The 20,915-nt window shown below is 60.3% G+C and carries 19 protein-coding genes; 7 read left to right on the top strand and 12 right to left on the bottom strand.

The genetic code is table 11. From position 1 onward, the window contains the following. The 3 genes from FY112_RS11530 to FY112_RS11520 all read right to left on the bottom strand — a co-directional run. Positions 1–702, bottom strand: a 702-nt coding sequence (locus FY112_RS11530; RefSeq protein WP_181018201.1) for an aminopeptidase P family N-terminal domain-containing protein, incomplete at its 3' end; no start/stop codon positions are given. Positions 703–748: 46 nt separating this feature from the next. Then, the gene (locus FY112_RS11525) at positions 749–1,819 is read right to left on the bottom strand and encodes an FAD-binding oxidoreductase (RefSeq protein ID WP_170269031.1); all 1,071 of its coding nucleotides are present in this window, start codon (positions 1,817–1,819) and stop codon (positions 749–751) included. A 10-nt stretch (positions 1,820–1,829) separates the two neighbouring features. Next, entirely contained in the window at positions 1,830–3,083 is a 1,254-nt protein-coding gene (locus FY112_RS11520) for an aromatic ring-hydroxylating dioxygenase subunit alpha (protein WP_017956841.1), read from the bottom strand. A 111-nt stretch (positions 3,084–3,194) separates the two neighbouring features. Here FY112_RS11520 and FY112_RS11515 point away from each other — a divergent pair, with 111 nt between their 5' ends. Next, the gene (locus FY112_RS11515; protein ID WP_094088304.1) at positions 3,195–4,082 is read left to right on the top strand and encodes a LysR substrate-binding domain-containing protein; all 888 of its coding nucleotides are present in this window, start codon (positions 3,195–3,197) and stop codon (positions 4,080–4,082) included. Between the two features lie 11 nt (positions 4,083–4,093). On the opposite strand, the gene FY112_RS11510 is transcribed toward FY112_RS11515, so the two are convergent. Both FY112_RS11510 and FY112_RS11505 read right to left on the bottom strand, forming a co-directional pair. After that, the gene (locus FY112_RS11510) at positions 4,094–5,746 is read right to left on the bottom strand and encodes an acyltransferase (protein WP_017956839.1); all 1,653 of its coding nucleotides are present in this window, start codon (positions 5,744–5,746) and stop codon (positions 4,094–4,096) included. 288 nt (positions 5,747–6,034) lie between these two features. Further along, positions 6,035–8,032, bottom strand: a complete 1,998-nt coding sequence (locus FY112_RS11505) for a GGDEF domain-containing phosphodiesterase (RefSeq protein WP_131620238.1) — start codon at positions 8,030–8,032, stop codon at positions 6,035–6,037. 180 nt (positions 8,033–8,212) lie between these two features. On the opposite strand from FY112_RS11505, the gene FY112_RS11500 reads away from it, so the two are divergent. Next, on the top strand, positions 8,213–9,250 hold the full coding sequence (locus FY112_RS11500) for a class I SAM-dependent methyltransferase (RefSeq protein WP_017956836.1): 1,038 nt from the start codon (positions 8,213–8,215) through the stop codon (positions 9,248–9,250). Positions 9,251–9,415: 165 nt separating this feature from the next. On the opposite strand, the gene FY112_RS11495 is transcribed toward FY112_RS11500, so the two are convergent. After that, positions 9,416–10,273 carry an NmrA family NAD(P)-binding protein gene (locus FY112_RS11495; protein ID WP_094088302.1) on the bottom strand — a complete coding sequence of 286 codons (858 nt, stop codon included), beginning with the start codon at positions 10,271–10,273 and terminating at the stop codon, positions 9,416–9,418. A 128-nt stretch (positions 10,274–10,401) separates the two neighbouring features. On the opposite strand from FY112_RS11495, the gene FY112_RS11490 reads away from it, so the two are divergent. Then, complete coding sequence (locus FY112_RS11490) at positions 10,402–11,298, top strand: LysR family transcriptional regulator (protein ID WP_017956834.1); 897 nt, start codon at positions 10,402–10,404, stop codon at positions 11,296–11,298. 134 nt (positions 11,299–11,432) lie between these two features. Here the strand turns inward: FY112_RS11490 and FY112_RS11485 are convergent, their stop codons facing one another. Genes FY112_RS11485 through FY112_RS11475 form a run of 3 tightly spaced genes read right to left on the bottom strand, consistent with a single transcriptional unit; the run spans position 11,433 to position 13,883 of the window. Next, positions 11,433–11,903 carry a cyclophilin-like fold protein gene (locus FY112_RS11485; RefSeq protein ID WP_017956833.1) on the bottom strand — a complete coding sequence of 157 codons (471 nt, stop codon included), beginning with the start codon at positions 11,901–11,903 and terminating at the stop codon, positions 11,433–11,435. A 13-nt stretch (positions 11,904–11,916) separates the two neighbouring features. Continuing rightward, positions 11,917–12,663: an SDR family oxidoreductase gene (locus FY112_RS11480; RefSeq protein ID WP_017956832.1), complete on the bottom strand. Its 747-nt coding sequence runs from the start codon at positions 12,661–12,663 to the stop codon at positions 11,917–11,919. A 32-nt stretch (positions 12,664–12,695) separates the two neighbouring features. Continuing rightward, entirely contained in the window at positions 12,696–13,883 is a 1,188-nt protein-coding gene (locus tag FY112_RS11475; RefSeq protein WP_151518429.1) for an MFS transporter, read from the bottom strand. A gap of 94 nt (positions 13,884–13,977) precedes the next feature. On the opposite strand from FY112_RS11475, the gene FY112_RS11470 reads away from it, so the two are divergent. Beyond that, complete coding sequence (locus tag FY112_RS11470; RefSeq protein WP_094088299.1) at positions 13,978–14,874, top strand: LysR family transcriptional regulator; 897 nt, start codon at positions 13,978–13,980, stop codon at positions 14,872–14,874. Positions 14,875–14,930: 56 nt separating this feature from the next. On the opposite strand, the gene FY112_RS11465 is transcribed toward FY112_RS11470, so the two are convergent. Then, positions 14,931–15,677: an SDR family oxidoreductase gene (locus tag FY112_RS11465; RefSeq protein WP_151518428.1), complete on the bottom strand. Its 747-nt coding sequence runs from the start codon at positions 15,675–15,677 to the stop codon at positions 14,931–14,933. A 40-nt stretch (positions 15,678–15,717) separates the two neighbouring features. Next, a complete protein-coding gene (locus FY112_RS11460) occupies positions 15,718–16,110 on the bottom strand; it encodes a DoxX family protein (RefSeq protein WP_151518427.1) in 393 nt (130 codons plus the stop codon). Positions 16,111–16,266: 156 nt separating this feature from the next. Here FY112_RS11460 and FY112_RS11455 point away from each other — a divergent pair, with 156 nt between their 5' ends. Further along, positions 16,267–16,647 carry a helix-turn-helix domain-containing protein gene (locus FY112_RS11455; RefSeq protein ID WP_151518426.1) on the top strand — a complete coding sequence of 127 codons (381 nt, stop codon included), beginning with the start codon at positions 16,267–16,269 and terminating at the stop codon, positions 16,645–16,647. Between the two features lie 30 nt (positions 16,648–16,677). Here the strand turns inward: FY112_RS11455 and FY112_RS11450 are convergent, their stop codons facing one another. Continuing rightward, positions 16,678–17,172: an Lrp/AsnC ligand binding domain-containing protein gene (locus FY112_RS11450; protein WP_029871375.1), complete on the bottom strand. Its 495-nt coding sequence runs from the start codon at positions 17,170–17,172 to the stop codon at positions 16,678–16,680. 150 nt (positions 17,173–17,322) lie between these two features. Between FY112_RS11450 and FY112_RS11445 the strand changes: the two genes are divergently transcribed. Next, positions 17,323–17,529 (top strand): hypothetical protein, encoded by a 207-nt coding sequence (locus tag FY112_RS11445; protein ID WP_151518425.1) that lies wholly within the window; start codon positions 17,323–17,325, stop codon positions 17,527–17,529. Between the two features lie 27 nt (positions 17,530–17,556). Then, positions 17,557–20,915 (top strand): trifunctional transcriptional regulator/proline dehydrogenase/L-glutamate gamma-semialdehyde dehydrogenase (putA, locus tag FY112_RS11440; RefSeq protein WP_151518424.1); only part of this gene is annotated, 3,359 nt, incomplete at its 3' end.

The raw sequence follows: 20,915 nt of genomic DNA, 5'->3' as shown, positions 1-20,915 counted from the left end.
CCAGATCTCTCTTTCGGTGCGGCCCGGCTCGGATACCTCGTACATCCGCGCCATGCCTGCTTCGCAGACACGGATCGTCCATCTCATCAGCTCGATCTCGTCGGCGCTCTTGATGGATCGCGCCCGCTCGGCCAGTTCCTGGCCGTCTAAGAGCATGAAGCCGCGTTCCCGCAATTCGAACGCGCCCGCCGGTTCAAGCCTGTCCACCGCCACGCGTTTGTTGCCGCCATTGCGGCTTACGAGGTCCGCGACCTCGTCCGCCCAGGTTTTCAGTCGGGGTTCCATAAGGTTCCCTGATGTGAAGAATATCCATGACTTCGCCGGCCGGATCTCGTCGATGCCGGGAAGCCCGTCATTGACGTGTTCGGCGCCTTCGAATTCGAAAAGTATGGCCGGCCCATCGGCGAGGATCAGAGCGTAGCGCGAGGCGTTGTGCATCGTCCAGATGCTCATATTCGATGAATCGAAGGCATATCGGATGTTGACGGGATCATAGAGAAGCAGGGCGCCGCAGTCCCATTCGCGCATCTTCGTACGTAGGCGCTCCAGACGATATCGGCGAGCCCGATCGAGCGTCGTGACCGGCACAGGACTGATAAGAGGCCGGTCGGCGCCTTCAGGATTGAAGTATGCCTGCTTTCGCGCGTCCTTGAAGACCGTCGAGCCGGTTAGCTCGGCGGAATCGCTTTCCTCTCGCAGCATCTCAATGAGCTCCTGTTGTCGGTGAATGACGCGACGCCACGCGTGTTCAGCGCTCGATGACCAGATCGCTGAGCGGCTTAGAGCAGCAGGGCAGGAAGAAGCCGGCGTCGATTTCCCTCTGACGAATTCCGCCATTGTGGTTCATGTCGACCGTGCCTGACGTAAGCTTCGACTTGCAGGTGCCGCAGACACCGTTTGCGCAGGACGACGGGATCCTGACGCCTGACTTTTTCGCACAAGAGAGCACGCTCTGGTCGCCGGAGACGTCGATGCTGCGCGCCTGCTTCGAGAAGGTGACCTGAAAGACCTTGGCAGCTGCCTCCTGAACCACGGGGATCTCGGGTTCGTCGATGACCGCGGCGTCGAAGCTTTCCTCCAGGTAGTTCGAGCCGGGCACGCCGAGTTCGGCGGCAATGCCGCGCGCGGCGGCCATGAACGGGGCGGGGCCGCAGCACATCACAGTTCGCTCGGCGATATCGGGAACCGCAAGCCGCATGTAGTCCTTCGAAATACGGCCGGTCAGACCGGGCCAGGACGGCTCGCCGGCCACGGTCTCCGGGAGGAAATGCAGGCGAAGGCCTTTCAGCCTGCGGGCGATGCAGGCTAGTTCGTCGCGAAAGATCAGATCCTGCGGCGTCCGGCCGGCGTGCATGAAGACGACGTCGGCAGGTTCGCAACTGTCGGCGATCTCACGCAGAATGGACATGACGGGGGTAATGCCGGAGCCGCCGGACAAAAGCAGAAGCTTGCGTCCCGACGTCTCGGGCCTGACGAAGTGGCCGAGCGGTCCATTCGCCTTGACGGTCGCGCCGGGAACCAGGGTGTCATGAAGCCAGTTGGAGATCTTTCCGCCGGGGACGCGCTTCACCGTCACGGAGAAGGCGTTCGTCCGATGCGGCGAGGAGGAGATGCTGTAGCACCTGTTTTCAGCGTCTCCATTATGTTCCAGGTCGAACAGAAAATACTGCCCTGCCTTGAACACGAACCGCTTGCCCTCACGCGAGGCAAAGGTGAACGTTTTGACGTCATGCGTCTCCTGCTGGACATCGAGGCAGACGAGCGCGTCGTCTTCTTCCGGGTTCCAGACGTCGTGAAGGGCGGCCCTGGCTACGGGCATCTGCGGGCTCCTAGTATCCATGGGCGCGCATCCGATCGATGTACCAGCTGGCGAACTTGTCGAGGTTCGTCTCGGAAAAGCGGGAGTAGGGGCCTGGCTGATAGGCCGGGTCGAGAGTGCCTGCATGGGAGCGCGCGACGAGATCGGCGTCCTGGTCCGTCGTCGCGACCCAGACATCCGTCAGCTTGTCGAGATCGTAATCCACGCCTTCGACGGCGTCCTTGTGGACCAGCCACTTGGTTCTGACCAGCGTCTTGCCCGCCGAGAGCGGGATGACGGTTGCCACCACGGCATGGTCGCCCATGAAGTGATTCCAGCTGTTGTGGCCCCAAAGATGCGTGTCGCCGAGATCCTTGCGGGTCATGTGGCCGAGAAGCTTGGAGGATGCGGCGGTGGCGTCGTGGGTCTGGGATTCGCCGGCGCCTGCGATGATCAGCCGCTGGGTGCGGAAGTTGGTGGCGCAGTCGGCGAGCTGCTCGACGGCCGCCGAGGGGAAGCCGTCAGACTCCCACGCCTTCGTCCGCTCTTCATACAGCCTGAAGTGCTCCTCGGCCTGTTCGCGATCCTCCGGGCTCAGCGTCTCCGGGTCGAAGCCGAAGTCGAGATCGACGAAGGAGACGCAGAGCTCCGGATGGTTCGCGGAGCAATGGTAGCATTCGCGATTGTTTTCCATCGTGAGCTTCCAGTTGCCATCCTCGATGACATCCGTTTGGAAGGCGATCTTTGCGTTCCGGATGTCGTAGGGGGCGAGGCGCTCGGTCATGGTCTGTTCGAGGATGGTGATGTCCTCGGGTGGATTGTCGGAGAGACAGACATAAATCAGTCCGCCGATTGACTTGAAGGTGACGGGCTTGAGGCTCCGACATTCCTTGTCGAAGTCTTTGCCCATGTGAGGTGCGTAACTGAGCTCACCCGTCAGTTCGTATGTCCAGGTGTGATAGGGACAGACGAGCTTTGAAACGATCGTCTTGCCCGGATCGAGAAGGCGGGAGCCGCGATGGCGGCATACATTGTGCAGGACGCGAATTTCTCCGTCGTCGTCACGCAGAAGGATCAGGCTCGTCTTGCCGATTTCGATCACTGTGGCGTCACCGGGTTCGGGAACATCGCAATCGAGACCGACACAAATCCAGTGATTGTGGAAGAAGACGTCGATGTCTGCTTCGAACACGTCTTCCCTGACGTAAAGGCCGGCCGGCAGAGAGTGACCATTGGCACGAGCGTCGAGAAGGGCGGAAATGGAAGATGGGAGCTTGTTTAGCATCAGAACCTCTTATGCGAGAGTTTCCCCAAATTGCTCTTGCAGTTCCGATGTTTCAACGGCATAAAAAATTAGGTTCGCATGAGTTTTTATCATGCGATAAGGGGTTCTGTGATGCACTTTAGAAGACGGATCCCGTCGTTGACGGCATTGGTGACCCTGGAGGCGGTGCTCAGAAAGAAGAGCTTCACCACGGCTGCGACCGAATTGGGTGTCACCCAGGCGGCGGTCAGCAGGCAGATTGCCTTGCTGGAGGAGGAATTCGGCCAGCCCCTATTCGTGCGCAAGCATCGAGCGATCGAGCCGACGGCGGCATGCATCAACCTCGGAGCCACGCTGGCCAAGAGCTTTGCCGATATTGCCGAGAGCGTGGAAGCGCTCCAGTCGCGCAGCCAGGACGTGTTGACCATAGGGGCGACCGTTGCATTTTCTTCTTTCTGGCTGCTGCCGCGGCTGGCCGAATTTCGCCGTGCGAACCCCGGCATCCTGGTGCGGGTGATATCCCAGGACAGCCCGATCGCTCTCGATGACGGAGAAGTCGATGTGGCAATTCGATATGGTGTGCCTCCCTTCAGCGATAGCACCGTCATCGCCTCGCATGGCGACGTCATCTGCCCCGTCTGCTCTCCCGACTATCTCAAGCGTCGCGGAGATGGCCCGCTCGGCTCCGCCGACGAATTCATCGAAACGGATGTTCTCGATCGTTCCTGGTATAGCTGGGCGCAGTGGTTTTCGCTCACCGGTGCCAACCTCGAGGTAAAGCCGTCGCTTCGGTTCAACCACTATACCGAAACCATCGCAGCCGCGCGCGCAGGCCAAGGCATCGCGTTGGGATGGCGTATGCTGGTGGGCACCTTTCTGGAGGATGGAACCCTGGTGCAGGTCGGCGGCGGCGAGCTTGGCGCGGAGGATCGCTACAACGTGATCGTGCCCGTCAAAGCCAAACGAAGCAATGCGCGGGACCTTGCCGCCGCCTGGCTGACGGCATCCCTGCACGGGTGATCGAAGCATAGTCACAAACCCAACCCCACGGTTGCCGTCCGGTGAACGCCCCTAGGGACGAAGGCGAAGCGATCTGCCAGGCCGAGAAAATCGGCCGCCAGGTGAATGACGGAAAGCCACATTTCCGTTCCCTGCAAGCTCGGTTCACCACCGTCGGCAAACGGGAATCCCTCGCCATCCCGCCATCTATCCAACGCCCTCGACATGACCTTGCGGGCGATAGCCTCCCCGTCGGCCCGCCTGTAGTCTGTCTGCCGGGCAATCAGCAACGGAGGATGAATCGTATCGAGCAGGTTGCACGCATTGTATTTTGCAGCAATGAAGCCCTTGTGGTTGCGATAGTTGAGGTGAACCGTCTCGAGCGAGGCGTGCGGGTGGGGAAGGGCCACGCCGAACTGGGCGTAGGTGCCGCGCGTCAGGCGATAAAAGCCGTTCACCGGTTGAAGCCATCCTTCCGCCGCGGTCGGTTCACCCCACAGCCCCGAGACGCTGTTGGCATTCCGGCTCAGCCACTCGAAGAGCGCCTGCCGTGAATGCCTGATGCCGAAATACTTCGCGTTGAAGTACATGGCAGTTCCGATCGCATCGACCACGCTTCCGGCGTGCCATGCCCGGGTCGACCAGGGCAGGGCGCTTAGCCATTCATCCAGCTCCCTGGCCCCGAGCTCGACCGCATGGACGGGTTGCCGCGGACCGGAACCAAGCAGTTCGAGCGCATAGCCAACCGCAAGGACGTTATAGAGCGCCTTTGAATCATCCCTCAGCGCCTTGCCATGCATTCGCGCATGCTCTTCCGGGAAAAGGCCGGTCTCTCGGTCCTGAAGACCTTGGAGACGCTCGACGGTCTCCGCCGCATCGAGGTCGGGCGGCAGTTGGCCGAAGCCTGCAGCGATCTCAATTGCATCGCAGAGATGCCGGATCGCTGGTCGCCGGATGCCGTCTGCTTCCAGCGATTCATAGGCTCCGTCCGTTTTCCAGCGTGCAAGGACATCCGGCCATTGGTCTTGCGCTTTCTGACCCAGCCTGACCAATTGATCTTCGATGTCGCCAGTGCCAGATTTCCTGGGCGCCGAGCCTCGGCTCCGCAGCACCCGAGCGGGCACGCCACCGGCAATCGCCATGGCGGGAATGTCGCCCGTGACCACCGCTCCGGCGGCGATCACCGCACCGTTTCCAATCGTGGCGCCATCGAGGATCACGCAATTGGCGCCGATCCAGACATCGTCACCGATCGTGATGCCGATGCTGACGACACCCTGGCGGTGTATGGGAATGGTCGGATCGTCGAAGCCATGATTGAAGCCGACGATCGAGGCATGCGAAGCAATCCGCACGCCATTGCCGCACGTCACCGTGCCGGAAACACAGGCATAGGGATTGATGGTGCAATCGTCGCCGAGGATCACATGGCCACGGACGAGCGCGTGCCCGGCGATCCACGACCGCTCACCCATCGTCAGGCTTTCGGTGAAGACTGCGGCATGCTCGGCGATGTAGGACATTTCGGCCAGCTCCGCACCGCATGATCGCCTGAGTTCTGCCTTGCGGGCGAGGTGAGCCGGATGACGGAGGTCCGACGCAATGTGTTCCCAGGTCAGGTATTGAAGCCTGCGCGCTTCGCTCTCTTCGCTTGCCGATGTTTGCGGGCTGTTGGCCTGATCCATCCTGCTCCTCATTCCCAGGTTCAACCGCCGAATATTCATCTGAGTCAGCGATCCGTTGCCTCCCCGTATCAGACGGCCTGATCCGTCCAAAAGCAAGACTTCCGGCAATGGCGGCCTTCTTCAAGGTTGGCCGGCGTGATCACAAGCTGATCTTTCGTGACGTGGAATTTCCGCTCCATCTTGCGCGGCCGATGCGCTCCCGTCCGAATTCGCGATTTGCAGAGACGTCATGCGCCAACGCACCGATCATCGGCAACGTGCTCAGCCATCTGGAAACCTTGAGTCGAGTTATGCCGCGTTCAGAAGTTCAGCGCTAACCGGCATTCCCATATGAAAACCCTGGACGCGGTCGATGCGAAGATCCTTGAGAAGGGAAAACTGTGCGGCCGTTTCGACGCCTTCCACCAGAATCGTATTCCCGCGATTGCGGATGAGAGCAATCATGTCCTGAAGCATCGTCAAACCGCGTGGGTTCGAGCAGTCGTGCAGGAAGGTTCTATCGACCTTGACCGTCTGAAACTCGATTGCCCTCAGCCAAGAGAGGCCCGCGAAGCCGCAGCCGAAGTCGTCGAGCCAGATTTCGACGCCGAGTGCCCGCAGATCGGCAATGCATTTCAGCACCTCCGCCTGCATATCCATGTCCAGGCCTTCGGTGACTTCCAAGGCGAGTCGCGACCCGCAGACCCCGCAGCGATCAAGGATTTCAGCGACACTGGCAGCAAAGCCGGGGGAACGCAGTTGTATCGGCGACACGTTGACGCTGACGGTCGCCATGCGATCGGTCATCAGTATATCCCGGCAGGCCGTCTCGATCGCCCACCTGCCCAATTCGAGGATAGCACCACTCCGTTCTGCAACTGGAATGAATGTCTTCGGTGAAACCGCGGTGCCGTCCGGCATCCTGAGGCGCATCAAAGCCTCGACAGCTCTTGCTTTCCCGTTCGTCACGTCGAAGATCGGTTGGTACACGAGCGAGACCAGTTTGCGATCGATAGCGGCCGCCAGCAACGGGACGAGTTTGCCAGCGTGGTCGTCGGGGCGGGGTAAAAACGGATCAAAACTGCGAATGCAGTTTCGGCCACTTGCTTTGGCATTGTAGAGAGCGAGGTCGGCTTCACGTACTATTCGTTCGACTTTCTCGCCAACTTTCTCGCGGGTGAAGGCGACGCCGATGCTGACGGTTACGGTCGACATATCATCCGGTCGCTCGTCGTGAGCAATCGCAAGAGACTCGACTTCCATTCTGATCTTCTCGGCGAGAGTCATCGCGACCTTGGGGAGGGCAGCCGGCATGACTACGATAAACTCCTCGCCACCATACCTGCCGATCATGCCATCGGACGACTCTACAACCGCCTTCAGCGCATTGGCGATGACAGTCAGGCATCGGTCTCCTTCCTGGTGTCCGTAGCGATCATTGAAGCGTTTGAAAAAATCTACGTCGATGAGGAACACGGAGAAGCCGCGGCGCTCGTCTTTCCAGGCGGCCCAGCATTCGTCGAGCCGCCGATCCAGCGCGCGTCTGTTGCTTATGCCTGTCAGGTAGTCAGTATGTGAAAGCTCGAGCAGTGACCTTCCTCGTTCGGACGCTTCCCAGTGCTGATGGCGAGCCTCCGCCGCGTTCAGCAACACGTTTCGACGCTCCACATTCAATCGCCAATTGACGAAAGACGTGAAAGCGAAGCACGAAATGTAGAACAGCCCGAAAGCGAGCTTGTAGGTTTGGCTTGAGGGAAAAAATTCCTCGATGGTAATGAAAAACGCGCATAGAACGAGGCCCGAGGTGATCACCGAAAGCCGAAACGGGAAACTGAAAAACAGGTTGGCGCCCATCATGAAGATGGCGCCGAATACCATGTAGTATGACATGGCGGTGACGTCGCGGGTGGCAATCGCCGGGTAAAGCCAGGCTACATAGCCCACAAGCAGCGCAGCGGCGCATGTGATGTCGAGCCAGACGGTTTTCGCATTTGCCAGTCGCAAGATTTCGAACGCCAGCAGAGCGATCGTCGCAACGACGAATCGAGCGGCGATCGTCATGGAAGCGACATCGGGGATCAGCCAGCGGTCGGGAAGTGCGAAGGCCACATAAACGGCGACCGCCATCCAAAGACCACACCGTGAGCTCTGCCTTCGGACAGCATCATTTTCGGTTTTCAGAGATTTGAGGGCCTCGGCGAATGAAAAGCTGGCGGCTGATTCATCGCGCTGGACATTAGCGCAAGCCGCGATCATGCAACGACGCCGACCCGACAGCCATCTAAAGTATGTTGAAAAGTAAGCCATACTTCGGCGCCCTCCAAAATCGCGTTCGGCAATCTGCAACCGGTTTGTCTTATTGCTGAGCTTTGTTAGAGGGGTAGCATCTGACCCGCAAGAGTAGAATTACTCTTATCCCGTGTAGATTCTAGTCGCATCCTATTTCGAGGTTGATTATGCTTAACGCTATGTCAAGAGGATCTCGAAATGGAACAAAGTCTGGTCTTGGACGGTGAAAGTCTTGTAGCGCCCGGCGAGATTCGTCGGTCGGCCAGGAGGGTTGCTGCCCCAGATCCCGGCCACCTGATCGTTGCCAGAGCTGAGCTTGCCCTCAGCCTTGAGGTGTCGATCCGTCAGTTCAAATCCGGAGTCGAGCCTAACGCGATCATCGAGCGTCTTACTGATGCCTTACATCAAATAAGGCGGCGCTTTCATCCGGAGGCGTGGGACGTCCTCGTTCAGATCGCGCAATCCCATCCCGTTGCTCACTATCTCCATCAAGATCCATTGACCCGCTGGTCGTTCGAAAAGCCGCGCGGCTATTCTGGCGACGCACGCCTTCTCGACTTCATCTACGGCAGACCTGAGATTGAGGACGATGTCGCATCAGCGAGCGACTTGGGACGTTCGATCTACGCCTACACTCGAAATGCTTCGTCATCCGTCGCGGTAAGGGAGCGTCGAGACATTCTGGCGCGCCGCGTTGATGAGATCGCTTCGGCCCGGCCTGGTTCGACCGAAGTCCTCGCCATCGCCGCCGGGCATCTTCGGGAGGGACCTTTATCGCGCGCGCTCAGCGCCGGCGCGATCAAACGCTGGGTGGCTTTAGATCAAGACCCGATGAGCGTTGGAACCGTCGCCCGCGATTTCGCCGGCACTTCCGTCGAGGCGGTGAACGGGTCGGTCAAATCCCTACTCGGTGGAAGGCATGCGCTGGGAATGTTCGATTTCGTTTATGCCGCGGGCCTCTATGACTATTTGCCGGACGCGGTAGCCGTAAGGCTGACCAGAAAGTGCGTCAGCATGCTGAAGCCTGGCGGCACATTCCTGTTCGCCAACTTCTCTCCGGAGACGGACGTCGATGGCTATATGGAGACATTCATGAACTGGGCGTTGCTGTTGCGGTCAGAACGAGAGATGGGCTTGATCGCCAGTGAAAGCGTGACCGGGGCGGATGTGAAGGTGTCTGTTTGGCCCGGCTCAAACCGCAACATTGTCTACTGTGAAATTCAAAAGCCGCAGTAGGCCGCACGCTGGCCGACATATAATGGAGTTTGAGCCAATAACTGGGCGCTGCCGTCCGTTCCGGTAGTCTTCGGGTAATTCCTCAGTTCAAAATCCTGGGTCGACCCTATCAGAGGCTGCATGAGAAAGGTCGTGGCTGCTCTCCCGCCACGGCCTTTCAGCTGTTTATCGGCTGGGGCTAATCAGGCGGCTCATGGCTGTGTCCAGCGTGGTCGTGCCCTTCACCGGCTCGCCGTCGAACCGAATCCAGCCTTCGTTGAAACCATCGATCATGCGCATCCGCGGGAGGGGGTTTTGCATGCCTTGGTCGGTGAAAATCTGCTCCCAGGTGTCGCGGGCGACCGGCTCTGCCCGGACGGTTTTTCCGAGGATGGACGAGAGGACAGCGGCGATTTCGTTGGGCGTGACGCCCTCTGGCCCCATCAACTCGATGACCTGCTTGCCCACCCAGTCGTGCTGCAGCAGTTCTGCCGCCTTGGCTCCGACGTCGAAGATAGAAACCATCGGATAGAGCTGATCGAGCGGCTGGAGGAAACTCGAGAGGACACATGTCTCGCGCGCCGGCGCGATATCCGAAGCCGTGTTCTCCATGAACCAGCCGGCACGCAGAAAGGCGATCGGCATTGGCAAGGCAGATAACTCCTGTTCAACGAGACCGAGCTGGCTCAAGAGGTTAGGTTCTCTGGCCTGCGCGCCGATGGTGGAGAGGCAAACGACCTTGGCGGGACGAGACGAAAGAAGCGCGGTCTTCAGCGCCGCAATGACCGCGCGCACTTCCGTAAAGCCGGGGGTCGGATCGAAGGTCGGCGGGATCAGCAGAAAGACGCCGTCGGCGCCGGCGAAAGCCTCGGTGAGCGCGTCGGCGTCGGTCATCTCGGCCAAGGTCAGTTCTGCGCCTTTGTCCTTCCATTCCGCTGCTTTCTCCGCATTGCGCGCGACGGCGCGTATCGGCACCCCCCCATCCAGCAGACGCGCGGCGACGATGCCTCCGACTTGGCCAGTTACTCCGGTAATCACAAACATGGCTAGACTCCTTTGCTGTTCCGCCGCCAGCAGGTTGGCGGTTTGTTATGCTGATCATGTCCTTCGGAAGCCTTTGACTGAAGCGCGCTTCTGTCACATGATTGGTGACTAAAAATCACGGATACGCGATGTTTGACGGACGATTATTGAATGGCGTGAGCGTATTGGCCGCCGTTATCGAGAGCGGAAGCTTTGCGCGGGCAGCGGAGCTAATGGGATTATCGGCGTCGGGTGTCAGCCGCGCCATTTCCCGACTGGAGGGGCGGATCGGTCTGCGGCTGCTTGATCGGACAACACGCACGATGCGGCTCACCGATGACGGCGCGCGGTTCTACGAACAGGTGGCCCCACTCTTGAGCGGCATCGAAGAGGCTGCGCAGACAGCCGTTGGCGCCAGACAGGCGGTGCGTGGCCGACTGCGAGTCAATGTCGACCCATATTTCTCACGCCTTGTGCTCGGCCCGCGGCTCGGCGCCTTCCTCGATCGTTATCCGGATATCCAGATCGAGGTCATCACCCGCAACGAGATCGGCGATCTTGTTGCTGATGGCATGGACGTCGCGGTGCGCTTTGGCGAGCCTGCACAGCGGTCGCTTATTTCGCGCCTGTTGATGCAGACGCGCGTGATCACGATTGCGGCTCCCGCTTATATCGAGCGGCATGGTCGGCCGAGCCGTCCACAGGATTTGAGCGAGCATACCTGTATCCAGTTCCAGGACCCGCTGACCGCAAGGCCTTTCGAATGGGAGCTTCGGCGGGGTGACGAAGTCGTCTCGATCGAGACCCGCAGCCGCATTTTAGTCAACGATGCCGGCACGACCTTGGCGACCTGCCTTGCGGGGATCGGCATCGCGCAAGTCTTCTCACTCGGGATGGCGGATTATCTGAACAATGGGCAGCTCGTGAACCTCTTTCCCGACTGGTCGGACGAGACATTCCCGCTCTACGCCTTCTATCCCTCGCGCCAGCATGTTCCGGCTAAGGTCAGGGCCTTTATAGATTTCTGCGTCGAGATCATCGAATAGACGGAGGCGCCCCGTCGAGCGGCCTCTGCTGGCTTAAGCCGGCCGGGGCTTCTGGTCCCGGAAGTTTATCGTCCTTGGAGTTCTTTCATGCTTCGGAGGAAGGCGAATTGATATCTCCGCCCATAAAGCCCTTGTCAGATGCGTTCTATGCGGACCGGATACTCGCCGCGCACCAGCAACGGCTCAAAGCCATTGTCGAAGCGGCCGAGCCGGATCAGCCCGTCCCAGCGGTAATCCGCGTAGAACAGCGCCAGGTTACCCCAGGGTTTGAAGTAGCAAAGGTCGCCCGGCTGCTCGTTTCCGAAAGCACCGCTGCCTTCTTCGGTCAGCTTGCGCGGCAGATGGACGATCTTTTCGTTCCTGCCGTAGTCCTCGATCGTGAGGTTCAAGGGCAGCATGGAAGCAAGATCGCGCGCGGTCGGATTGTCGGAGAGCGTCGCGGTCAGGATCAGATTGTTGAAGCCAATCCTGATCCTGACGTCTGTCGCCTTGTGACCCGTCGAGCTGCGCTCGTCCTGCCCGTGCGCCACAAGAGGGAGAGCGGCGGCGGCCAAGGTTCCGCCCAGCACCGTGCGACGGCTCATGAACTTGGATGTCATCGACATAGCGCGCCTCGCGTCAGACAGGTTGAGCCGTCGGCCGGAACAGGATTTCGTTGATGTCGACATCATCTGGTTCGTTCACCGCGAAGGCGACCGTTCGGGCGAACGTGTCCGCGCTGACGGCGATCTTGCTGACGAACTCCTTGGTGCCTGCCTGGATGTCCTTCTCACTGATGTGCTCGAGCAGTTCGGTGCTCACTGCGCCGGGTGAAATGATCGTGGTGCGGATGTTGTATGGCTTCACTTCCTTCCGCAGCCCTTCGGAGAGGGCGCGCACGGCGAATTTAGTGGCGCAGTAGACGGTGGCACCCGGATCGACCACATGACCGTAGACAGAGGACACGTTGATGATATGCCCCGACTTCTGCGTTTTCATGTGGGGCAACGCTGCTGCGATGCCGTAGAGCACCCCTTTGATGTTCACGTCGATCATCCGATCCCACTCGTCAACTTTGAGCCGTTCGAGCGGCGCAAGTGGCATCAGGCCGGCATTGTTCAGCATCACGTCGATGCGACCGAACGCGTTGACGGCCGTGTCGACGAGCGTCTTGACTTGAAGTTGGTCCGTGACGTCGGTTTGGACTGCCTTGGCCCTATAGCCTTTCGCAGTCAGTTCCTCAGCCAGCTTGGCGATGCGATCGCTACGCCGCGCGCCGAGGACGACGGAGGCGCCACGCTCAGCAAGGTGACGCGCCGTGGCTTCGCCGAGCCCGCTGCTTGCCCCGGTGATGACGACCACCTTGTTTTCAATTCCTTGGGACATAATGATCTCCTGTTTTGAGGTTTTGACAAAGTTCAGGAACAGCGGCCAGCGAGCGCGGCGAGGACGGCCGAACCGGCGAGAAGGCAGGCGGCCAGAAGGAAGGTGCTCCACCATCCCGCGGTGTCGAACAGCATGCCGCCAGCGAAAGCGCCGCCTGCAATAGCGAGCTGGATCAGCGCCACCTGCAGTCCACCTGCCGCTTCCAATTCACCGGGAACGATGGCGGCCATCCAGGTGTTCCAGGCGACCGGAATCGGGGTCGAGAAAAATCCCCAGATGACGAGCAGGGATGCCGTAACCGCCGCGAACGGCCCGAGAGCGATCAGCAGCAGGGCAAGGACCGCAAGAGCGGCCGGCAGGCCTACGAGAACGAGGAGGAGGTGGCGCCGGGCGACGAAGCCAATCACGGAGGTTCCAGCTAGTCCGCCGACGCCAAGGCTGAGAAGCACCATGGACAGCGCATTCAATTCCAGTCCGGTGACGCCTTCGAGGAACGGACGAAGATAAATGGACAGCGCGTTCTGGCCGATGAAGGCGAGACCGGTCGCCGCCATTCCTATCGCGAATGTGCGATTGCGCAGCAGCCCGAATATTCTGGCCACCGAGACGGTTGATGTCGCCGGCATCCTCGGCAGGACGACCAGTTGCCAGACGAGCGCTGCAATTCCGATCGGTACGGTAATGAAGAAGGTTCCGCGCCATCCGATCAACCCGCCAAGAAAACTGCCGAGCGGCGCGGCAAGGACGAGCGCGAATGCGGTGCCACCTTGCAGAAGCGCAATGGCCTTGGGCAGATCACGGTCCGAAGCCAAGCGTGCCAGAATAGCCGTCGATAGCGACCAGAAGCCGCCGATTGAAACACCGACCAGGGACCGCCCGACGAGAAAGACAAGGAAGTTGGGTGCGAGGGCAACCGCCAAGCTCGATGCAACAAGAACCGCCGTATAGAGCAAGACGACAGACTTCCGGTCGATCCTCGCCAAGAATGCATTGCCGAAAAGGCTGGTGATGACCGCGAAGACACCCGACACGGTGATTGCCAATCCGGCTTGCCCCTCTGACACCGAGAGATCCCTGGCAATCGGGGTGAGAAGGCTCACAGGAAGAAATTCCAAGCCCACCAGAAGGAATGTGAGAAGCGAGAGACAGGTCACAGCAGACCATGAGGTCGCCGTGTCGTCCGTCAGTGAGGTCTCGTTCAATGTCAACTCGACGGTCATTTACGTTCTCCTGTCCGTTGCCAGATAGATAATCGGACTGGTTTTGCGCGACTAGAAGCTATAATCTGAACGTCGTGATGAAGGAGATTCAACAATGCGGCGCGACGAGTTCACGGAAATGCGTGCGTTTCTGGAGGTGGCTCAGGAGCGGAGTTTCACGCGCGCTGCATCAAAGCTGGGAGTCACGCGCTCGGCGCTGAGCCATACCATCAGCGCGCTCGAAGCCCGGCTCGGCGTCCGGCTTCTCTCCCGCACGACGCGTGATGTGGCTCCCACGGCGGCCGGTGCGCGCCTCGTGGAAACTATCCAGCCGCATTTCGATAGCATCGCCGCCGGGATCAGTGCCCTCGGCGCGTTGCGCGACAAGCTCTCAGGCCAAGTCCGCCTCGTATGTCCCGATGATGCCGTGGAGTTGGTCTTCCGTTCGAGGCTGCCGGCATTTCTACGGGATTACCCCGATATCACCGTTGAACTCATCGTCGACAATGGTTTCACAAATATCGTGGAGCGCCAATTCGATGCCGGCGTGCGGCTCGGCGAAGCGATTGCGCGCGACATGGTTGCCGTTCGCATCGGGCCCGATATCTCTTATGCCGTGGTCGGATCACCGGAATATTTTGCGGCCCGCACTGCACCTTCGACCCCGCAGGACCTGACGGGCCACAATTGCGTCAACCTGCGTCTTCCGACGTCAGGCGCTCTCTATGCCTGGGAGTTTGAAAAGGATGGTCGCGAGTTCAGCGTACGTGTGGAAGGCCAACTCGTGATGAGCAACATAGGGCCTGCGATCAATGCCGCTCTCGATGGGGCGGGGCTGTCTTATGTGCCGAGGGATCTGATCAGGCAATATTGTGACAGCGGTCAACTGCACGAAGTGCTCGCGGACTGGGCGCCAACATTCCAAGGGTATCATCTCTATTACCCCAGCCGGCGCCATCCATCCCCTGCTTTCTTCGCCTTCGTTGAAGCTTTCCGCTACCGGTATCGGTAGCGGAAAACAGGCCGGGCGAAGCAGCGCAACCCGTCGCGCCTCTTGCTCATCGACAATTATCGGGCGCTGTCGATGATGGCGCCGCCGTCGGGGGTAAGGCTGTAGCCCGTGATGAACTGCGAATCCTTGCTGGCGAGAAACAGGGCTACGGGCGCGATGTCGTCTTCCGGCGAGCCGAAACGAGCAAGTGCGCTCATCGGTGGAGGAACCTCCTTTTCTGCTGCGCCCCAAGTGTCCGCGACCGGCAGGATGTTGTTCACGGTGATGTTGTCGCCACCCCATTCGCGTGCCGCCGTGCGGGTCAGCGCGCGCACTGCCTCCTTCGCCATGTTGTACGGGCCGTACCCGGCCAATCCAATCGTGCCGGCCATCGACCCGAAGTTGATGATCCGGCCTTCTCCGCTTTCCCTGAGGTGAGGATAACAAGCCTGCATGAAGCGCAGATACGCGATCGGCCCGGTGTCGAAGTTCCGTTGCAGTTGCTCGACCGAAAGGTCGATGACTGAAGACAAGACGGCAGAACCATCGAAAGCATTGTTCACGAGAATGTCGATGCGGCCGTATGCGGCGACAACCTTGTCCACTGCGGCCGTGATCTGATCGGCTTCACCGACGTCGCAGACGACGCCTAGCGCGGTGCCGCCGGCTTCGACGATATCCGCGACAACGCGTTCGACGCCTTCGGATGTTCGCGAAAGAACAGCCACCCTCGCGCCTTCGGCCGCAAACAGCTTTGCGGTGGCGCGGCCAATTCCGCGGCTTGCGCCAGTGATGACGGCAACTTTTCCATTGAGTCGATCCATGTGTATCTCCATTTGATAAGGCTTGGGAATCGTCGAGGCGTCAGAGGACGGCAGCCTGGACGTAAGGGGAGGGGACGTCGCGAACGTCGTTCTGCGTCATGAACGATGCGATCAGCAGCGCCAGGCCGATCGCCGCTGGCAGGGCGCCGACAGGTTTTCGAACGCCGATATGCGCGAGGCCCGATAGCAGCAGGTGAAAGAAGATGCCCGCATAGGCGAGATCGCTGAGCGGGACGCTGACGCGCGAAAGGATCGCGAGCGGGCCGAGGACCTTAACAATGATCATGAACGGAACGAGGTTGTTGGCGCTATATCCGAGTTCCGTCAGCGCCTCACGAACCCACTGTCCCTTCGTGGCATACATGTAGGCTGAAGCGAGATAGAGCGCGGATAGAAGTGCCGTGCTGATCCAGTATCCGTAAAATTCAAGCATAAGTTCATCCTGCCGCTGCTCACGCAGCAACATTCCTCTCGTCGGGTCTGTCGGTTTCTATGTGAGAGGCGCTCCTTTACTGCGCCCCTGATGCACGGATGGAAAATGTCGTCTAAGGTCTATCTTTGCAAGTAGGATGAATTACTTGCAGCTAGTATGGAAAACCAGACTATGGCCGATGGCGAAATCAATATGCATGAGGAGATGCGTCGCGCATTCGCGCTGCTCTCCGGCAAATGGAAGCTGGAAATCATGTGGCTGCTCCATCAGCGGATCCACCGGTTTGGCGAACTGAGGAAGGCTATCCCCGGCATCACCCAACACATGCTGACGGCGCAACTCCGCGAACTCGAAGCAGACGGACTCGTATCCCGCACAGTCTTTGCGGAGGTTCCGCCGCGCGTCGAATATGCAATCACGCAGAAGGCGCGGGGCCTCGGCCCCACGATGGAAGCTCTGACGGCATGGTGGAACAAGTACGGCAAAAGCGTGCCGGCGAAGCCGAGCGCACGCGGGCGTAAAGCGAAAGGTGGCTGAACTGCTTCGGGTCGATAAACGACATTACCCTCACGAAAAACTCGAACCGGACTTGTCCCAGCCTTCCTTGATCGTCTCCATTGCGACGTTGGTCGAGGTGTTGGCAACGTGGGGCAGCGTCGAGATGCGCTCGCCGAGAACGCGGCGGTAGCGGCCGATATCGCGCGTGCGGATCTTCAGCAGATAGTCGAACCTGCCGGCGATCATATGGCACTCTTCGACTTCGCTGATCTTCTTGATGGCATCGTTGAAGCTTTTCAGCGCGTCCTCGCGGGTATCGGAAAGCTTCACCTCGACGAAAGCAATATGGTCGAGCTGCATTTTCGACGGATTGAGGACGGCCTTGAAGCCTTCGATATATCCTTCGCTGATCAACCTTTTGAAGCGGATCTGGCACGGCGTCTTCGACAATCCGACACGCGCGGCGAGATCAGTGATCGACAGCCTGCCGTCCTCGGTGAGTGCGGTGAGGATCTTTCTGTCGAACTGGTCCAATTCACTAAAGATGTCGGTTTCAGCAGCCATTTGAACTCTCGTGGGCGGATTAATAAGTTCATACAGCCTGGAAACTGTTGAAATCAAGTGAGATTGCGATTTGCGGATATGATAGATTATCTGCCGGGCAGAAGAGCGCTGAAATCGGTATCGGCGCCGCGCTCAACACGGGGATCATACATGCATAACAAAGAAGCGGATGACGATCGGACGCCGGACCTGCTCGCTCACTACCGGCCGCTGGCGATCAGGGCAGTGGCCGCGGCGCTCACCCTCAAGCGCGACAGACCGGAAGCGCGCCCGCTGCGAGAGACGGAATATTCCGGCCCCGCCTTCACGGACGATGCACAGTGGGACGACGAGCCCGGCATCTCATTCATCCGTTAAACCAGACATCGATTGATAGGTACTTTCATGTTGAACGCAGCGATCGACACCACGCCATCCAATGACCCTAGCAATGGCGCGCCGTTTTCCGGCTTTGCGCCGCCGATCCGACCGCAATCCGAACTTCGCCAGGCCATCACGGCAGCCTATCGCCGGCCGGAAACCGAATGCTTGCCGCCGCTCGTTGCAGCCGCGCGTGTCTCCGAGGCAAAACGCTATGACATTCGCAGCACGGCCCGCAGCCTGATCGAGGCGTTGCGCGCCAAGCACAAGGGGACCGGAGTCGAAGGGCTGGTGCAGGAATATTCGCTTTCCAGCCAGGAAGGCGTGGCGCTGATGTGCCTCGCCGAAGCGCTGCTGCGCATTCCCGACACCGAAACCCGGGACGCGCTGATCCGCGACAAGATCGCCGAGGGCAACTGGACCTCCCATATCGGCGGCGGAAAATCCATGTTCGTCAACGCCGCCACCTGGGGCCTCGTCGTCACTGGTAAGCTGACGTCGACGGTCAACGACCGGAGCCTGTCGGCAGCGCTGACGCGGCTGATCGCCCGCGCCGGCGAGCCGGTCATCCGTCGCGGTGTCGATATGGCGATGCGCATGATGGGCGAGCAGTTCGTCACCGGTGAAACGATCGCCGAGGCACTGAAACGCGCCCGGCCGCTGGAAGCGCGCGGCTTCCGCTATTCCTACGACATGCTGGGCGAGGCCGCCACGACGGGCGCCGACGCCGAGCGATATTACCGGGATTACGAAAAGGCGATCCACGCCATTGGCAAGGCGTCGGACGGGCGCGGCATATATGACGGCCCGGGCATATCGATCAAGCTTTCGGCCCTGCATCCCCGTTACGTGAGGTCGCAGGCCGGCCGGGTGATGAGCGAGCTGCTGCCGAAGGTCAAGGCGCTGGCCGTTCTCGCCAAGACCTATGATATCGGCCTCAATATCGACGCCGAGGAAGCCGATCGGCTGGAGCTTTCCCTCGATCTCCTTGAGGAGCTTTGCTTTGCGCCTGATCTCACAGGCTGGAACGGGCTGGGCTTTGTCGTGCAGGCCTATGGCAAGCGCTGCCCCTTCGTCCTCGACTACATCATCGATCTCGCACGCCGCTCCGAGCGTCGGGTCATGGTCCGTCTCGTCAAGGGCGCTTACTGGGATGCGGAGATCAAGCGCGCCCAGCTTGACGGTCTCGACGACTATCCAGTCTATACCCGCAAGATCTACACCGATGTCGCCTACATCGCCTGCGCGCGCAAGCTGCTCGATGCTCCGGATGCGGTCTTCCCGCAATTTGCCACCCATAATGCGCAGACGCTCGCCACGATCTATCGTCTGGCGGGTGCTGATTTCACCGTCGGCAAATACGAGTTCCAATGCCTGCACGGCATGGGCGAACCACTCTACGACGAGGTTGTCGGAAAGGAAAAACTCGACCGGCCCTGCCGCATTTATGCGCCTGTGGGAACGCATGAGACGCTGCTCGCCTATCTGGTGCGACGCCTTCTGGAAAATGGCGCCAATTCCTCCTTCGTGCACCGCATCTCCGATCCGAATGTCTCGGTCGAGGCGCTGATCGCCGATCCCGCCGAAATCGTCGCGGCCATGCCTGTCGTTGGCGCGCCCCACGCGCAGATCGCGTCGCCGAAGGCTCTTTACGGCAGCGCCCGAGCCAATTCCGATGGTCTCGATCTCTCGAACGAGGCCACGCTTTCGGATTTGGGGCAGGCGCTCGCCTCCACGGCTGCTGCCCCGTGGCATGCGCTTCCCATCCTAGCCGACGGCTCTATGGATGGGGTTACGCGCGATGTTCTCAATCCTGCCGATCACCGGGATGTCGTCGGCACGGTGACCGAAGTGAAGGTCGAGGAGGCAGCGCGCATCGTTCGCATGGCGGCGGAGCATGCGCCGCAATGGGCCGCCGTGCCGCCGGCCGAGCGTGCCGCTTGCCTGGAGCGGGCGGCCGACATCATGCAGTCCCGCATCAAGGTGCTGATGGGCATCGTCATGCGCGAAGCCGGCAAATCCGCGGCCAATGCCGTCGGCGAGGTGCGTGAGGCCATCGATTTCCTGCGCTACTATGCCGAACAGGCTCGCAAGACCCTCGGCCCCTCGCATGCGCCCCTCGGCCCGGTCGTCTGCATCAGCCCGTGGAATTTCCCGCTGGCGATTTTCACCGGACAGGTCGCCGCAGCCTTGGTGGCCGGCAATCCCGTGCTTGCAAAACCAGCCGGCGTCACGCCGATCATCGCTTCGGAGAGTGTGAAGATCCTTCACGAGGCGGGCGTGCCTGTCGGTGCCCTGCAGTTCGTGCCCGGCAGCGGCCGTCTCGGCGCCGGCATGGTCGGGGCGGAGGAGACGGCAGGCGTCATGTTTACCGGGTCGACCGAAGTTGCCCGCATGATCCAGGCGCAGCTGGCCGAACGGCTATCGGCGACCGGCAAGCCGATTCCGCTGATTGCCGAAACCGGCGGCCAGAACGGCATGATCGTCGACTCCTCGGCTTTGGCCGAGCAGGTGGTGGCCGACGTCATTGCGTCTGCCTTCGACAGTGCCGGTCAACGCTGCTCGGCGCTCCGGGTTCTCTGCCTTCAGGACGATGTCGCCGACAGGACCCTCGCCATGCTGAAGGGCGCCTTCCGCGAGCTTACGATCGGCCGTACCGATCGGCTGAGCGTCGATGTCGGCCCAGTCATCAATGACAGCGCAAAGACGGAGATCGACCAGCATATCGAGCATATGCGCGGCTTAGGCCGGAAGGTGGATCAGCTGCCGCTGCCCGAAAGTGCTGCGGCGGGGACCTTCGTTCCGCCGACGATCATCGAAATCAAGTCCCTGTCGGACCTGACAAGAGAGATCTTCGGCCCGGTTCTGCATGTCGTCCGCTTCAAGCGAAACGGGCTCGACCGTCTGATCGACGACATCAACGCATCGGGTTATGGTCTGACATTCGGCCTTCACACTCGGCTTGATGAAACGATCGCGCATGTGACCAGCCGCATCAAGGCTGGAAACCTCTATGTCAACCGGAACATCATCGGCGCCGTCGTCGGCGTGCAGCCGTTCGGCGGCCGCGGCTTGTCGGGAACGGGTCCGAAGGCCGGCGGTCCGCTCTATATCGGCCGGCTGGTGCAGCGCGCGCCCGTGCCGCCACAGCAGGATTCCGTTCATACGGACCTCGCCCTTCGTGACTACATCGTCTGGCTCGACAAGAAGGGCTTGTCGGGCGAGGGGGAAGTGGCGCGTGGGTATGCGAGCCGCTCGGCGCTCGGGCTCGAACGTGAACTCACCGGTCCGGTCGGGGAGCTCAATCTCTACGCGCTCCATCCCCGCGGCCGTATTCTCCTCGTGCCGCAGACCGAAGGCGGGCTTCACCGCCAGATCGCCGC

This window comes from Rhizobium sp. PEPV16, from assembly GCF_008919455.1.
Classification (GTDB): domain Bacteria; phylum Pseudomonadota; class Alphaproteobacteria; order Rhizobiales; family Rhizobiaceae; genus Rhizobium; species Rhizobium leguminosarum_Q.
The sequence above is the reverse complement of the archived record's forward strand: the minus strand, read 5'-3'. Positions and strand labels throughout refer to the sequence as shown.